This is a genomic window from Candidatus Rokuibacteriota bacterium, from assembly GCA_016188005.1.
Classification (GTDB): Bacteria; Methylomirabilota; Methylomirabilia; order Rokubacteriales; family CSP1-6; genus UBA12499.
In genome coordinates, this window is record JACPIQ010000006.1 from 1 (window position 1) to 13,554 (window position 13,554).

Below are 13,554 nucleotides of genomic sequence, written 5' to 3' on the forward strand. Positions count from 1 at the left end.
CGGGGCCAGGTGCCGCAGGCCTTCGAGGAGTACCGCCGGGCGCTCCGCTCGACGGCGAGCTTCGAGTGGCCGCACCGCTGCGCTGGCTGCGGCGCCGCGAGCCCCCGGTGGGGCGACCGGTGCCCCTCGTGCCGCCGCTGGAACACCCTCAGACCGTAGCCCCTCCTCCTGCCCCCCTCGGGGGCTGGCGCGGCTGGCTCAGCGCCGCCGCCGACCTCCTCTTCCCGCCCTTCTGCCCGGTCTGCCAGGTGCGGCTCGACGCCTCACGCCGCGATCCCCTGTGCGGGAGCTGCTGGGAGCGGCTCGAGCGCATCGCCCCGCCGATCTGCCGGCTGTGCGGGCTGCCCCTCGGAGGCTTCGCCATCGAGCCCGATGAGGCCGGCGGGGGCCCGGCGCCTCACCTCTGCGGACAGTGCCGCGCCCGCCCGCCGGCCTATTCCTATGCGCGGGCGGCCGCCCGCTACGGCCATGTGGTCCGCGAGGCCGTTCACGCCTTCAAGTTCGGCGGCCGGCGGGCGCTCGCCCGGCCGCTGGGCGATCTCCTCGCCGAGACGCGCGCCCTGCTCCCCGTCGACGCGGTGGATCTGCTCGTCCCGGTGCCGCTGCACCGCCGGCGCGAGCGTGAGCGAGGCTTCAACCAGTCGCGGCTGCTGGCCCGCCGGGTGGCCCGCGCCTGGGGCGTCCCGCTGCGCGCCGACGTGCTGGCTCGCGCCGCGGCCACCATGCCGCAAACCGATCTGGGCGCGGCCGAGCGGCGCGCCAACGTCCGGGGAGCGTTCGCGCTCCGGCGTTCCGATGCCGTCGCGGGGCGCCATGTGGTCTTGGTGGACGACATCATGACCACCGGAGCGACGGCCGGCGAGTGCGCGGCGCTCCTGCGGCAGGCCGGCGCGGCCACGGTGGGAGTCGTGACGGTGGCGCGGGTAGTGTAGCGCGAGGCTGGGCCATCGGCCCCGACCTTGCGCCAGCCCGGCGGCGCCCGATATAATGAATGGCCTGACCAGCAAGCCGCAGCGAGCGTCAATCCGTGGCTTACCACGAGCGAGGAGCGAGTATGCCAACGCGGGTCGCAGTCAATGGGTTCGGACGGATCGGCCGCGTCTTCTTCCGGGCGGCCCTGGAGAGCAAGGACATCGAGGTCGTGGCGGTCAACGACCTGGCCGACGCCAAGACCCTGGCCCACCTGCTCAAGCACGACTCCGTCCACGGCCCGCTCCGGGCCGAGGTGGCGGTGAAGGGCGAGGCGATCTTCGCCGGCGGCCGGGAGACCCGGGTGTGCTCGGTGAAGGACCCGGCGACGCTGCCGTGGCGGGAGCTGGGCGTGGACATCGTCGTGGAGTCCACGGGGGTGTTCCGGGACAAGGCGACCTCGTCGAAGCACCTGCAGGCGGGGGCCAAGAAGGTGGTGGTCACCGCCCCGGCCAAGGACCCGGACATCACCGTGGTGCTGGGGGTCAACGAGCAACGCTACGACCCGGCCAAGCACGAGCTGGTCTCCAATGCCTCGTGCACGACGAACTGCCTGGCGACGGTGGCGAAGGTGCTCCTGGACAGCTTCGGGATCAAGCGCGGGTTCGCCTCGACGGTGCACGCCTACACCAACGACCAGCCGATCCACGACTTCCCCCATAAGGACCTCCGCCGCGCGCGAGCGGGCGCGCTCAGCATGATCCCCACCACCACCGGGGCGGCGACGGCGGTGGGCCTCGTGCTGCCGGAGCTCAAGGGCAAGCTCGACGGCATCGCGATCCGGGTGCCGACGGCGAACGTGTCGGTGGTGGACCTGACGGTGGAGCTGGGCAAGCCGGCCACGGTAGCGGCGATCAACGCCGCCTTCCGGACTGCGGCCGCCGGACCGCTCAAGGGGATCCTGGACGCGACGGACGAGGAGCTGGTGTCGGTGGACTTCAACGGCAACCCGCACTCGTCGATCGTGGACCTGCCCTCCACGGCCGTGATCGACGGCACCATGGTGAAGGTACTGGCCTGGTATGACAACGAGTGGGGGTACTCCTGCCGCGTGCGCGACCTGATCCTCTACATGGCGAAGTCACTCTAGGGTGCCCAAGCTGAGCGTCGAGCAGCTCGACCTCGCGGGGAAGCGCGTCTTCCTCCGGGTGGACTTCAATGTCCCGCTGAAGGACGGGCACGTCGGCGACGACACGCGGATCGTGGCCGCCCTGCCCACGCTGCGGCACTGTCTCGGGGCTGGCGCGGGCGTCGTGCTCGTCTCCCATCTCGGCCGGCCCAAGGGCAAGCCGGATCCGGCCTATTCCCTGCGGCCGGTGGCCACGCGACTGACAGAGCTCCTGGGCCAGCCCGTGCCGCTGGCGCCGGACTGCGTCGGTCCCGAGACGGCAGCCCTGGCCCGGGCGCTCGGGCCGCGCCAGCTCCTCCTCCTCGAGAATCTCCGCTTCCACGCCGAGGAGGAGGCCAACGACGAGGGCTTCGCCCGCGGCCTCGCCGCCCTCGCGGACGTCTACGTGGACGACGCTTTTGCCGCAGCCCACCGCGCCCATGCCTCCATCGAGGCCATCACGCGCTATCTCTCGCCGGCGGCGGCCGGGCTGCTCATGAGCCGGGAGCTCGCGGCTCTCGACCGCATCTTCGAGAAGCCCGAGCGGCCCGTGGTCGCCCTCCTCGGCGGCGCCAAGGTCTCCGACAAGCTGGCCCTGGTCCAGAGCCTCCTCGAGCGCGTCGACAACCTTCTCATCGGCGGCGGCATGGCCTTCACGTTCCTCGCCGCGCTGGGCCATGGCGTGGGGCGCTCTCTCCTGGAGCCGGAACGGATCGAGGCGGCTCGGGCCGCGCTGGATCACGCGCGGACCCGCGGCGTCACGGTGCGGCTGCCGGTGGACGTGGTCGCCGCCCGCGGGATCGATAGCCGGGATGACATCCGGACGGTCGGGATCCGGGCGATCCCCGCCGACATGATGGGGCTCGATATCGGGCCGGCCACCGTCGCCCGGTTCAGGGACGCCCTCAAGGGGGCGGCGACCGTCCTCTGGAACGGTCCCATGGGGGTGTTCGAGCGCGAGCCGTTCGCCTCGGGTACGCTGGAGGTCGGCCGCGCGGTGGCCGCGTGCGGGGGCTTCTCGGTCATCGGCGGCGGCGACACCATCGCCGCGGCGCAGGCGGCAGGCGTCACCGAGCAGATCGGATATATCTCCACCGCCGGAGGCGCCTTCCTCGAGTTCCTCGAGGGTCGCGTGCTTCCAGGCGTCGCCGCCCTCAGCGAGGCCGCGTGAGGCGGGGGGGCTGATGCGCACCCCGATGGTCGTGGCGAACTGGAAGATGCACGGCCGCCTGGGGCAGGCGAGGGAGCTGGCCCAGGCGGTGCGCGACGGGCTCAAGCGTCCCCGCGGCGTCGAGGTGGCGCGGTGCCCGCCCTTCACGGCGCTCGGCGCCGTCGCCGAGATCCTCACGGGTTCCGCTCTGCTGCTGGGGGCCCAGAATTGCCACTGGGAGGACAGCGGCGCCTTCACGGGAGAGGTCTCCCCCGCCATGCTGGCCGATCTCGGCTGTCGCCTCGTCATCATCGGCCACTCGGAGCGGCGCCACGTCTTCCGCGAAACGGAGGAGGAGATCAGCCGCAAGGTCGCCGCGGTGCTGCGCCACCGCCTCCAGCCGGTGCTGTGCGTCGGCGAGACCGCCGAGGAGCGCCGGCAGGGGCTCACGTTCACGGTGGTGGAGGGCCAGCTCCGCGCGGGGCTGGCCGGCCTCGCCGCCGAGGACCTCGCCCGCTGCACCGTCGCCTACGAGCCTGTGTGGGCCATCGGCACCGGACTCAACGCCACGCCGGGCCAGGCGGCCGAGGTGCATGGCTATCTGCGCGGGCTCCTCTCGGAACTCGCGTCGAAGGAGATCGCTCAGTCCGTTCGGATCCTCTACGGCGGCAGCGTGAAGCCCGACAACGTCGGGCCCCTGTCCCAGGAGCCGGAGATCGACGGGGCGCTCGTCGGGGGCGCCAGTCTCCAGGCTGCGAGCTTCATCACCATCGCGAAGAAGTCCGCCGCGAAGAGCGGCGCCTCAAAGGAGTGACCCGAGCGTGTTTACGCTTGTCGTGATCGTCCACGTCATCGTCTGTCTCATCATCATCGGGCTCGTGCTGCTCCAGGCGGGCAAGGGGGCCGACATCGGGTCGGCCTTCGGCGGCGCCGGCAGCCAGGCCGTGTTCGGTTCGATGGGGACGCCGACGCTCCTGGGCAAGCTCACGGCGGGGGTGGCGGTCGCCTTCGCCCTCACCTCGTTCTGGCTGGCCATGCAGGGGCACAGGGCCCCGGCGCCGATCCTGCCCGCGGCTCCCCCGTCGGCGCCCGCGGCCAGCCCGGCTCCCGGACCGGCTCCCGCGCCCGCGCCCAAGTAGCCGGATGCGGCGGGCGGGCTCCCGCCCCTGGCGGCTCCTGCTGCTCGGGAGCCTCGCGCTCGCCGGCTGCGGGGGCGGCGTGGAGAGCCGCGCCGACGAAGCCGCGGTCGGGACCGGGGCGCCCGCCTACGGGGACACCTTCATCCAGTCCTCCATCAGCGACATCGCCGGCCTCATCCCCAACATCACCTCGGACGGGGCCTCCCACGACGTGGGCGGGCTCGTCTACGACGGCCTCATCCGCGCGGACCGCAACCTCAACTGGGTCGGTCAACTGGCCGAGTCCTGGACGTTCAGCCGGGACTGCCTGACGCTGACCTTCAAGCTGCGCCAGAACGCGCGGTGGCACGACGGGCATCCGTTCACGGCCGACGACGTGCTGTTCACATACCGGACCATGATCCATCCCAAGACGCCCACCGCCTACAAGGACGACTTCCTCGTGGTGAAGGACGCCGAGGTCCTGGACCCCTACACGTTCCGCGTCACGTACTCGCGGCCCCACGCGCGGGCGCTCCAGAGCTGGGCCATGAACGTGCTGCCCAGGCACCTGCTCGAGCCCTACGTCGCCGAGGGCAAGCTCAAGGAGTCCCCGCAGAACAGCCAGCCCGTCGGCACAGGGCCCTACCGCTTCAAGGAGTGGAAAAGCGGCGAGAAGATCGTGCTCGTGGCGAATCCGGACTACCATGGGGGGCGGCCGTATCTCGGGCGTGTCGTGTACCGCATCATCCCCAGCCAGGGGACCATCTTTCTCGAGCTGAAAGCCAAGGGGGTAGACCTGGCCTCGCTGACGGCGCTCCAGTACCTGCGCCAGACGGAGTACCCGGCGTTCCGGAAGGCGTACCGCAAGTACCGCTACCCCTCCAGCGGGTACACCTACCTCGGGTTCAACCTGAGGGATCCGCGATTCGCGGATCGCCGGGTGCGCCAGGCCTTCGCCCACGCCATCAACAAGCAGGAGCTGATCGACGGCGTGGTGCTGGGCATGGCGCGCGACGCCACGGGGCCGCTCCGCCCCGGGACGTGGCCGTACACGGACCGCGTGCGGCGCTACCCGCACGACCCGGACAAGGCCAGGGCGCTCCTGGCCCAGGCGGGGTGGAAGGACCGCGACGGCGACGGCCTCCTGGAAGACAAGGACGGGCGCCCGTTCACCTTCACGATCCGCACCAACCAGGGCAACGAGGAGCGCAAGAAGGTCGCCGAGATCATCCAGCAGCGCCTGAAGGAGGTCGGCGTGGGCGTCGAGATCCAGATCCTCGAGTGGTCCTCCTTCCTCAAGGAGTTCATCAAGAAGAAGCGCTTCGAGGCCATCGTCATGGGCTGGGGCGTGGGCAGCGACCCCGACCAGTACGTGGTCTGGCACTCCTCCCAGATGGGGCCCGACCAGCTGAACCACATCTCCTACGCGAACCCCGAGGTGGACGCACTCCTCGAGGCGGGCCGCTCCTCCTGCGTCCAGCAGGACCGGCTCCGCTACTACCACCGCCTCCAGGAGGTGATGGCCGAGGACCTGCCGGTGGTCTTCCTCTACTTCCGGGACGCGCTCCCCGTCGTGGCTGCGCGCGTGCGCGGCGTGGAGCCGGCGCCGGCGGGGATCTTCTACAACTTCACGGAGTGGTTCGTCCCGCGCGAATTGCAGCGGTATACGTCCGGCTAGATGGCCCTCTTCGCGCTCCGCCGGTTCCTGCTGGCGATCCCGCTCCTGGTCGGCATCACCTTCGTGTCGTTCCTCGTGATCCACCTGGCGCACGGCGAGCCGACGGAGCTGCAGACGGGGGACCTGAGCGTGCAGAGCACGGCTCAGGCGCGGCAGGCGCTGCGTGAGCTGTACGGCCTCGACAAGCCCCTCCACGTCCAGTACTGGAGGTGGGTCACCCGCGTGGCGCACCTCGACTTCGGCCGGTCCTTCCAGCCCGACGGGCGGCCGGTGCTCGCCAAGATCGGCGAGCGCCTCCCCATCACGCTGCTCCTCAACGTGGTGGAGATGCTCCTCATCTTGGCCTGCGCCGTGCCCATCGGCGTGCTCTCCGCCACGCGTCAGTACTCCCTCTTCGACAAGGTGACCACCGTCTTCGTGTTCGTGGGCTTCGCCACGCCCGACTTCTGGCTGGCGCTTCTCCTCATGATCCTCTTCGGCGTGCAGCTGGGCTGGCTGCCCATCTCCGGGCTGCGCTCGCTCAACTGGGAGTACCTGGCCTTCTGGCCGCAGCAGTGGGACTTCCTGAGCCATCTCGTCCTCCCGGTGGCGGTGGCGACCTTCGGTGGGCTCGCCGGTTTCTCGCGCTACATGCGTCAGAGCATGCTGGAGGTCGTTCGCCAGGACTACATCCAGACGGCGCGGGCCAAGGGGCTTCCCGAGAAGGTCGTCATCGGCAAGCACGCCCTCCGCAACGCGCTGCTGCCGGTGGTCACGATTCTGGGCCTCTCGCTGCCGGGGCTCATCGGGGGCAGCGTGATCGTCGAATCCATCTTCGCCATCCCCGGCATGGGCCAGCTCATGGTTCAGGCCGTGTTCTCCCGGGACTACCCGCTCATCATGGGCAACCTCGTCATCGTCGCCGGGCTCACCCTGGTGGCGAACCTCCTGGCCGACCTGGCCTACGGCGTTGTGGACCCGCGGATCCGCATGGCCGTCCGCCGGAGGAGGCGGTAACGGTGCCGGCGCTCAGGGGGCGAGGCGAGTTCGGGGTCTTCTGGCGCACGTTCAAGCGCAACCGCCTGGCGCTGTGCGGAGGCGTCGTCGTGGGCATCCTGGTCCTCCTGGCGGTCCTGGCCCCCCTGCTGGCGCCGTGGGACCCGCACAAGCCCGACACGCGTCGGATCCTGGTCCGGCCGTCGTCGAGCCACTGGCTGGGGACGGACCAGATCGGGCGCGACGTCCTGTCGCGCGTGCTCTACGGCTCCCGGATCTCCCTCGCGGTGGGCTTCATCTCGGTGGGCATCGCCACGGTGATCGGGATCATCCTGGGCTCGGCGGCGGGCTATCACGGGGGCCTGGCCGACGCGGTCATCATGAGGCTCGTGGACCTGATGCTGGTGTTCCCGCGCTTCTTCCTCCTCCTGGCGGTGCTGGCCTTCCTCCAGCCGTCCATCTGGACCATCATGGCGGTGATCGGGCTCACCGGGTGGATGGGCGTGGCACGACTCGTCCGTGCCGAGTTCCTGACCCTCAAGGAGCGGGAGTTCGTCATCTGGTCGGAGTCCGTGGGCGCCAGCGCCTCCCGGGTGATCTTCCGGCACATTCTCCCGAACGCCATGGCCCCCGTGCTCGTCGCCATGACACTCGGCATCCCGGCGGCGATCCTCACCGAGTCCGGCCTGTCCTTCCTCGGCCTCGGCGTCCAGCCGCCCTACGCGACATGGGGCAACATCCTCAACGACGGCAAGGACTCCATCGAGATCGCATGGTGGATGAGCGTCTATCCCGGGCTGGCCATTCTCGTCACCGTGCTCTCCTACAACCTGCTCGGCGAGGGCATCCGGGACGCTCTCGATCCGCGGCTCCGCCAGGCCGTGGGCCGCTGGCCGCGATCGGCACGGTAGGGTCAGGCGGGCCGCGGCGTTGACAAGGCGCGCGCCCCCGCGGCATACTTTGCTCTCGCTGGCGCCGAAGTGGCGGAATTGGCAGACGCGCACGTTTGAGGGGCGTGTGGGGCAACCCGTGGGGGTTCGAGTCCCCCCTTCGGCACCACCAAGCGCGGGCACCCGGGCTGTCGCCACGCCCGCGCACCACCAAGCGCGGGCCCCCGGGCTGTCGCCACGCGGGCCCCCGGGCTGTCGCCACGCCCGCCCCCGCCGGAAACTCGCGCGCCGTTGTTCGGTTGCGCACTACCAGTCCCGATCAACCGGTTCCCCCGCCCGTGCCCGCCGGAACCTCACGCTGCGGACCCCCTTCACGCGATCTGAGCCGCCGTCATCCCCGCCCGGGCGCCCCGGGGAGGCGAGGCCCGTTGCTCGTTCCTCGTCGGCTTGGCGGCTTGTGAAAGGTGTGCCATAATGACGCGGGCCCACGGGGATTAGGACACGCGGTGATGGGAACTTCGCTCCCCCTCCTGGATGACCGCCGGGCCGTCGCCTCACCCAAGCCGCCATGGCTCAGGGTCCGGGCGCCGGGAGGGCCGAACTACATTCGCCTCAAGGGCCTCATGCGCCAGTGGAACCTCCACTCCGTCTGCGAGGAGGCCCATTGCCCGAACATCGGCGAGTGCTGGCAGGACCTCACCGCGACCTTCATGATCCTCGGGGACGTCTGCACGCGGAACTGCGGGTACTGCGCGGTGACCCACGGCAGGCCCACGTGGGAGGACCGGGAGGAGCCCGAGCGCGTGGGGCGCGCCGTCGGCGAGCTGGGGCTCGAGTACGTGGTCATCACCTCCGTCAACCGCGATGACCTCGCCGATGGCGGCGCCGGCGTGTTCGCGGCCACGGTGCGGGCCATCCGACGGACGGCTCCGCGCTGTCGCGTGGAGCTGCTGATCCCGGACTTCCAGGGCGATGCCTCGGCGCTCGCCACCGTTATCGACGCCGCGCCGGACGTGCTGAACCACAATACGGAGACCGTGCCGCGGCTCTACAAGCTCGCGCGCCACGGTGGCCGCTATGCGCGCACGCTCGAGCTGTTCCGGCGCGCGCGGCGCGCGGCGCCGGGGCTCCTGACCAAGTCGGGCCTCATCCTGGGGCTGGGCGAGGAGCGCGACGAGCTGCTGGCGACCCTGCGCGACCTGCGCGAGGCCGACGTCAACCTCCTCACGCTGGGCCAGTACCTCCGGCCCTCGCCCGGGCACCTGCCCGTGGCCCGGTTCTACGCCCCCGAGGAGTTCGCGGAGCTGGCCGGGATCGGCCTCGACCTCGGCTTCGCCCGCGTGGAATCGGCTCCGCTGGTCCGCTCGTCCTATCACGCCAAGCGGCAGGTCCAGGGGCTCTGAAAGTGGAATACGTCTCGATCCTCATGGTCTTCGCCGTTGCGGCCGCCGTGGCCGGCGCGCTCATGGGCATCCCCCTGCTCATCGCTCCGAGGCGGACCTCGCCGGTGAAGCAGGAGCCGTTCGAGTGCGGCAAGGACCCCGTGGCGCTCCCCGAGGGGCGCTTCGCGATCAAGTTCTCCACCATCGCCATCTTCTTCATCATCTTCGACATCGAGCTGCTCTTCGTCTGGCCGTGGGCGACGATCTACCGCACGCTCGGGTGGTTCGGCTTCGCCGAGATGATGGTGTTCCTTGGCGTGCTCATGCTCGGTTTCCTCTACATCTGGAGGAAGCGGGGGCTCGAATGGGAGTAGGCGGCTTCTTCACCTCCAAGCTCGACGAGGCCCTCGGCTGGGCGCGGAAGTTCTCCATCTTCCAGTACCCCTTCGTCACGGCGTGCTGCGGGATGGAGTACATGGCCACGGCGTGCTCGCACTACGATGTGGACCGCTTCGGGGCCGGGCTGCCGCGCTTCTCGCCCCGCCAGGCGGACGTGCTCTTCGTGGTGGGAACCATCAGCCACAAGATGGCCCCCGTGCTCAAGCGCATCTATGACCAGATGTGCGAGCCCAAGTGGGTGGTGGCCTTCGGCGTCTGCACCTGCACCGGGGGCTTCTACAACAACTATGCGACCGTCCAGGGGATCGACACCATCATCCCCGTGGACGTCTACATTCCCGGCTGCCCGCCGCGCCCCGAGAGTGTCATCGACGGCCTCATGAAGCTCCAGGAGAAGATCGCGACCGGCGCCCAGCGGTTCTAGGCCCCGGCCGCGGGCGCGACCGCCGCGGCCCTGCACGCTCGCTCGGAGGAGAGATACGACGCCGATGGACGGACAGGCCATGCTTGCGCGGCTCGGCAGCCGCCTGGGCGGCCGTCTGCTCGCCACGCACGACGAGCGCGGGGACCACACCGCGGTGGTCGCGCGAGAGGGCATCATCGACGCCCTCGGCTTCTGCCGCGATCAGCCGGAGCTGCGCTTCAACGTGCTCGTGGATCTGACCGCCGTGGACTATCTGACGTTCCCCGGGCGGGAGGACGGCCCACGCTTCGAGGTCGTGTACCACCTCTACTCGATCCCGCACAACCACCGGCTGCGGCTCAAGGTCCCCGTGGAGCAGGACGACGCGGTGGTGCCCACCGCCACGTCCCTCTGGCCCATCGCCGACTGGCTCGAGCGCGAGGTGTGGGACATGTTCGGCATCCGGTTCGCGGGGCACCCGGACCTCCGGCGCCTCCTCCTCTACGAGGAGTTCGAGGGCCACCCGCTCCGGAAGGACTACCCGATCGAGCGGCGCCACCCCCTCATCGGACCCCGAGTATGACGAGCGGAGCGAGCCGCGAGGCGCGGGCGGGCGCCAGCCCGGGTGCTCCGCGCTGCTGGGCGGGGACGAGCGGAGCGAGCCGCGAGGCGCGGGCGGGCGCCAGCCCGGGGGCCCGCGCCGGTGGGCGGGGACGAGCGGAGCGAGCCGCGAGGCGCGGGCGGGCGCCAGCCCGGGGGCCCGCGCCTATGGTAATCGACCGTGGCTGACCGCCCCACGCGCGAGCTGTTCCTCGGCGAGGGCCCGGGTGGCGGCACCCAGAACCTCACCGTCAACATCGGGCCGGCGCACCCGGCCATGCACGGCATCGTCCGCATCCTGGCCGAGCTGGATGGCGAGACCGTCGTCAAGGGAGAGGTGGAGATCGGCTACCTCCACCGCGCCTTCGAGAAGTCCTGCGAAGCTGGGCCGTGGAACAACGCGATGCCGTACACGGACCGGCTCAACTACGTCTCGCCGCTGATCAACAACTTCGGCTACTGCTCGGCGGTGGAGAAGCTCCTCGGCATCGACATCACGGAGCGGTGCAAGCACATCCGCGTGATCATGGGCGAGATCTCCCGGATCTGCGACCATCTCACCTGCGTCGGCGCCAGCGCCATGGAGCTGGGCGCCTTCACCGTGTTCCTCTACATGATCAAGGCCCGCGAGTTCCTCTGGGAGCTGGTGGAGGACGTGACGGGAGCGCGGCTCACGATCTCCTACGGTCGCGTGGGCGGGGTGAAGGCCGACCTGCCGGCGGGCTTCGATGACAAGGTCAAGAAGGCCTTCGCCGAGACGCGCCAGGTGCTGGAGGAGGTCCACACCCTCATCACCGGCAACCGCATCTTCATGGACCGCGTGGTCGGGGTGGGGGCGCTGTCGCCCGAGGACACCATCGCCTGGGGTATCACGGGGCCGCTGCTCCGCGCTGCGGGCGTCCCCTACGACGTCCGGAAGGCTCAGCCCTACTGGGCCTACGACCGCGTGCAGTTCGAGATCCCCCTGGGGAAGAATGGCGACAACTTCGACCGCTACCTCGTACGGATGGCCGAGATGGAGCAATCGATGCGCATCGTCGAGCAGGCCCTCGGCGGGCTCCCCGGCGGCTCCATCCAGGTGGACTGGGAGGGGAAGGCCGTGGATCCGGCGGCCTACGTGGACCGGGGGAAGCAGGGCAAGACCGAGGGGCTGCTGCTGGTGCCCATCGCGCTGTCGCCCAACCTCCAGGGGCAGGGCCGGGACGCCCAGAGGCGAGGCAACGCGCCCGACAAGCGCGTCGTCCTGCCCCCGAAGGAGAACAGCTACGGGTCCATCGAGGGGCTGATGAACCACTTCATGCTCGTGATGGAGGGGTACGGGATCCGCCCGCCCGCCGGCGAGGCGTACTTCGCCGTGGAGGGGGCCAACGGAGAGCTCGGCTTCTACGTCGTCTCGGACGGCTCCGATCGCCCGTACCGGGTGCGCTGCCGGCCGCCTTGCCTGCCGCCCGTGGCTGCGCTTCCGCGGATGATCGAGGGACAGATGATCGCCGACATCATCCCCACCTTCGGATCGGTGAACATGATCGGCGGAGAGCTCGACCGCTAGCCATGCCCGATCCCGGGCATCCCGAGTTCACCCGCGACCAGCTCGCCGAGGTGCGGCGACTGCAGTCGCTCTATCCCGACACGCGCGGGGCGCTCCTGCCGGTGCTCCACATGGCGCAGGAGGCCTTCGGCTATATCTCGCTGCCGCTGGAGGAGTACGTCGCCGGGCTCTTCGGCCTCAGTCCGGCGCATGTCCACGAGGTCGTGACCTTCTACACGCTGTTCTTCCAGCAGCCGAAAGGGCGCCACGTCGTCGCGGTGTGCCACAACCTGTCCTGCCATCTCCTGGGCGCCAAGGGGATCATCGAGCACCTGAAGGAGCGGCTCGGCATCGAGCCGGGCGAGACGACCGCGGACGGGAAGATCACCCTCCTCTCCGTCGAATGTCTCTGTGCCTGTGAGCAGGCCCCGATGATGCAGGTGGACGACCGCTACGAGGGCTGCCTGACGTCCGAAAAAGTGGGTCGCATCCTGGAGGAGTTGAAGTGAGAGGAGGCGGGCTAGCCCTCTCGGAGCAGCGCGAAGAACTCGGTCTGGCTCAGCCGAGCTTGACGCAGCATCTGATGGAACAGGGGAGTCGGGATGTCTCGTGCCGTTTGATGGCTGAGGCGAACTCGGAGAACCTCGCCGATAGGCAGCGTCTTCCCCCAGGTCTCGTGCTTCTTGGTCCTGACCAGTCGAAAGCCGGCTCGCTGAAGGACCACCCTGAACTCATGGTAGGTGGCCGTCGGCATCTACTCTTCGAACAGCGCGCGCGCTCCCGCAGGGGTCGGATTGGCACGGAGGGCCTGGATGTAGGGAGCGTGGGCCGCTCGGTTCGGGCTCTGGCTGAAGGCTTCGAACTCAGCCATGTACTCCTCGGAGTAGTCGAGGGCCATGTCGATCAGGTCGTCGAGCGCAGCCTCGGGATTGTCCCCCTCCGTCGCGAGGTCCAGCTCGGGGCAGAGGGCAACGAAGACGCCCTCGCTGGGCTCGATGATCGCCGTGAGCTTGATTTGGGCGGGTTTGAGCACAACCGGCATGGCGAGCCTCCTTCTATTGTCTGAGAGGGTACCATGCCGCGCTTGCTTCCAAGCTGTCAGCGTTGCAGGGGGATCGAAGACGACACGTGCGCATTCTGCGAGGGAGGGCGTCTCCGCAGGCGGAGAGTTCGCCATATCTTCGCCGTTGGAAGGGACTTGGTGGTAATCGATGATGTGCCGGCCTACGTGTGCAGTCAGTGCGGGGAATCGGGCGGGCGAGGATCTTCAAGGGCGATGGTTTAGCGTCCAGACAAACAGAGGATTTGATATTTCCTTCTCACGGTCAAAGTGATGCGGAGCAACTAACCT

The 13,554-nt window shown here is 69.8% G+C and carries 17 protein-coding genes and 1 tRNA gene; 17 read left to right on the forward strand and 1 reads right to left on the reverse strand.

Annotated features, from left to right (window positions below):
- The 16 genes from HYV93_00985 to nuoE form a co-directional block, all read left to right on the forward strand.
- Nucleotides 1–159, forward strand: a 159-nt coding sequence (locus tag HYV93_00985; protein MBI2524532.1) for a hypothetical protein, incomplete at its 5' end; no start/stop codon positions are given.
- Entirely contained in the window at nucleotides 138–932 is a 795-nt protein-coding gene (locus tag HYV93_00990; protein MBI2524533.1) for a ComF family protein, read from the forward strand. The genes HYV93_00985 and HYV93_00990, both read left to right, overlap by 22 nt.
- A gap of 122 nt (nucleotides 933–1,054) precedes the next feature.
- A complete protein-coding gene (gene gap / locus HYV93_00995; protein ID MBI2524534.1) occupies nucleotides 1,055–2,059 on the forward strand; it encodes a type I glyceraldehyde-3-phosphate dehydrogenase in 1,005 nt (334 codons plus the stop codon).
- Nucleotide 2,060: 1 nt separating this feature from the next.
- Nucleotides 2,061–3,248, forward strand: a complete 1,188-nt coding sequence (locus HYV93_01000; protein ID MBI2524535.1) for a phosphoglycerate kinase — start codon at nucleotides 2,061–2,063, stop codon at nucleotides 3,246–3,248.
- Between the two features lie 13 nt (nucleotides 3,249–3,261).
- Complete coding sequence (locus HYV93_01005) at nucleotides 3,262–4,041, forward strand: triose-phosphate isomerase (GenBank protein ID MBI2524536.1); 780 nt, start codon at nucleotides 3,262–3,264, stop codon at nucleotides 4,039–4,041.
- 7 nt (nucleotides 4,042–4,048) lie between these two features.
- On the forward strand, nucleotides 4,049–4,366 hold the full coding sequence (gene secG, locus HYV93_01010) for a preprotein translocase subunit SecG (protein ID MBI2524537.1): 318 nt from the start codon (nucleotides 4,049–4,051) through the stop codon (nucleotides 4,364–4,366).
- A gap of 4 nt (nucleotides 4,367–4,370) precedes the next feature.
- Nucleotides 4,371–6,026 (forward strand): peptide-binding protein, encoded by a 1,656-nt coding sequence (locus tag HYV93_01015; GenBank protein MBI2524538.1) that lies wholly within the window; start codon nucleotides 4,371–4,373, stop codon nucleotides 6,024–6,026.
- Nucleotides 6,027–7,022, forward strand: a complete 996-nt coding sequence (locus HYV93_01020) for an ABC transporter permease (GenBank protein ID MBI2524539.1) — start codon at nucleotides 6,027–6,029, stop codon at nucleotides 7,020–7,022.
- A gap of 2 nt (nucleotides 7,023–7,024) precedes the next feature.
- Nucleotides 7,025–7,912: an ABC transporter permease gene (locus HYV93_01025; GenBank protein MBI2524540.1), complete on the forward strand. Its 888-nt coding sequence runs from the start codon at nucleotides 7,025–7,027 to the stop codon at nucleotides 7,910–7,912.
- Nucleotides 7,913–7,975: 63 nt separating this feature from the next.
- Nucleotides 7,976–8,060: transfer RNA gene (locus HYV93_01030), tRNA-Leu, on the forward strand.
- Nucleotides 8,061–8,400: 340 nt separating this feature from the next.
- Nucleotides 8,401–9,294 carry a lipoyl synthase gene (lipA, locus tag HYV93_01035; protein MBI2524541.1) on the forward strand — a complete coding sequence of 298 codons (894 nt, stop codon included), beginning with the start codon at nucleotides 8,401–8,403 and terminating at the stop codon, nucleotides 9,292–9,294.
- A gap of 2 nt (nucleotides 9,295–9,296) precedes the next feature.
- Nucleotides 9,297–9,647 (forward strand): NADH-quinone oxidoreductase subunit A, encoded by a 351-nt coding sequence (gene ndhC / locus HYV93_01040; GenBank protein ID MBI2524542.1) that lies wholly within the window; start codon nucleotides 9,297–9,299, stop codon nucleotides 9,645–9,647.
- Nucleotides 9,638–10,096 (forward strand): NADH-quinone oxidoreductase subunit B, encoded by a 459-nt coding sequence (locus HYV93_01045; GenBank protein ID MBI2524543.1) that lies wholly within the window; start codon nucleotides 9,638–9,640, stop codon nucleotides 10,094–10,096. Before ndhC ends, HYV93_01045 begins: the two co-directional genes overlap by 10 nt.
- Nucleotides 10,097–10,160: 64 nt before the next feature.
- Nucleotides 10,161–10,658, forward strand: a complete 498-nt coding sequence (locus HYV93_01050; protein ID MBI2524544.1) for an NADH-quinone oxidoreductase subunit C — start codon at nucleotides 10,161–10,163, stop codon at nucleotides 10,656–10,658.
- Nucleotides 10,659–10,856: 198 nt separating this feature from the next.
- Nucleotides 10,857–12,224, forward strand: a complete 1,368-nt coding sequence (locus tag HYV93_01055; protein MBI2524545.1) for an NADH-quinone oxidoreductase subunit D — start codon at nucleotides 10,857–10,859, stop codon at nucleotides 12,222–12,224.
- Between the two features lie 2 nt (nucleotides 12,225–12,226).
- Nucleotides 12,227–12,712, forward strand: coding sequence for an NADH-quinone oxidoreductase subunit NuoE (gene nuoE, locus HYV93_01060; GenBank protein ID MBI2524546.1), 486 nt, complete (start codon nucleotides 12,227–12,229; stop codon nucleotides 12,710–12,712).
- Between the two features lie 245 nt (nucleotides 12,713–12,957).
- Here the strand turns inward: nuoE and HYV93_01065 are convergent, their stop codons facing one another.
- Nucleotides 12,958–13,245 (reverse strand): hypothetical protein, encoded by a 288-nt coding sequence (locus HYV93_01065; protein ID MBI2524547.1) that lies wholly within the window; start codon nucleotides 13,243–13,245, stop codon nucleotides 12,958–12,960.
- A gap of 33 nt (nucleotides 13,246–13,278) precedes the next feature.
- On the opposite strand from HYV93_01065, the gene HYV93_01070 reads away from it, so the two are divergent.
- Nucleotides 13,279–13,488, forward strand: a complete 210-nt coding sequence (locus HYV93_01070) for a YgiT-type zinc finger protein (protein MBI2524548.1) — start codon at nucleotides 13,279–13,281, stop codon at nucleotides 13,486–13,488.
- Nucleotides 13,489–13,554 lie beyond the last annotated feature (66 nt).

What these genes read in the sequence shown, in the direction of transcription:
- HYV93_01020 (MBI2524539.1), top strand. Translation starts at nt 6,027, where the DNA reads ATGGCCCTCTTCGCGCTCCGCCGGTTCCTGCTGGCGATCCCGCTCCTG.
- HYV93_01015 (MBI2524538.1), top strand. Translation starts at nt 4,371, where the DNA reads ATGCGGCGGGCGGGCTCCCGCCCCTGGCGGCTCCTGCTGCTCGGGAGC.
- nuoE (MBI2524546.1), top strand. Translation starts at nt 12,227, where the DNA reads ATGCCCGATCCCGGGCATCCCGAGTTCACCCGCGACCAGCTCGCCGAG.
- lipA (MBI2524541.1), top strand. Translation starts at nt 8,401, where the DNA reads ATGGGAACTTCGCTCCCCCTCCTGGATGACCGCCGGGCCGTCGCCTCA.
- HYV93_01065 (MBI2524547.1), bottom strand. Translation starts at nt 13,245, where the DNA reads ATGCCGGTTGTGCTCAAACCCGCCCAAATCAAGCTCACGGCGATCATC.
- HYV93_01050 (MBI2524544.1), top strand. Translation starts at nt 10,161, where the DNA reads ATGGACGGACAGGCCATGCTTGCGCGGCTCGGCAGCCGCCTGGGCGGC.
- HYV93_01045 (MBI2524543.1), top strand. Translation starts at nt 9,638, where the DNA reads ATGGGAGTAGGCGGCTTCTTCACCTCCAAGCTCGACGAGGCCCTCGGC.
- HYV93_01005 (MBI2524536.1), top strand. Translation starts at nt 3,262, where the DNA reads ATGCGCACCCCGATGGTCGTGGCGAACTGGAAGATGCACGGCCGCCTG.
- HYV93_01070 (MBI2524548.1), top strand. Translation starts at nt 13,279, where the DNA reads ATGCCGCGCTTGCTTCCAAGCTGTCAGCGTTGCAGGGGGATCGAAGAC.
- gap (MBI2524534.1), top strand. Translation starts at nt 1,055, where the DNA reads ATGCCAACGCGGGTCGCAGTCAATGGGTTCGGACGGATCGGCCGCGTC.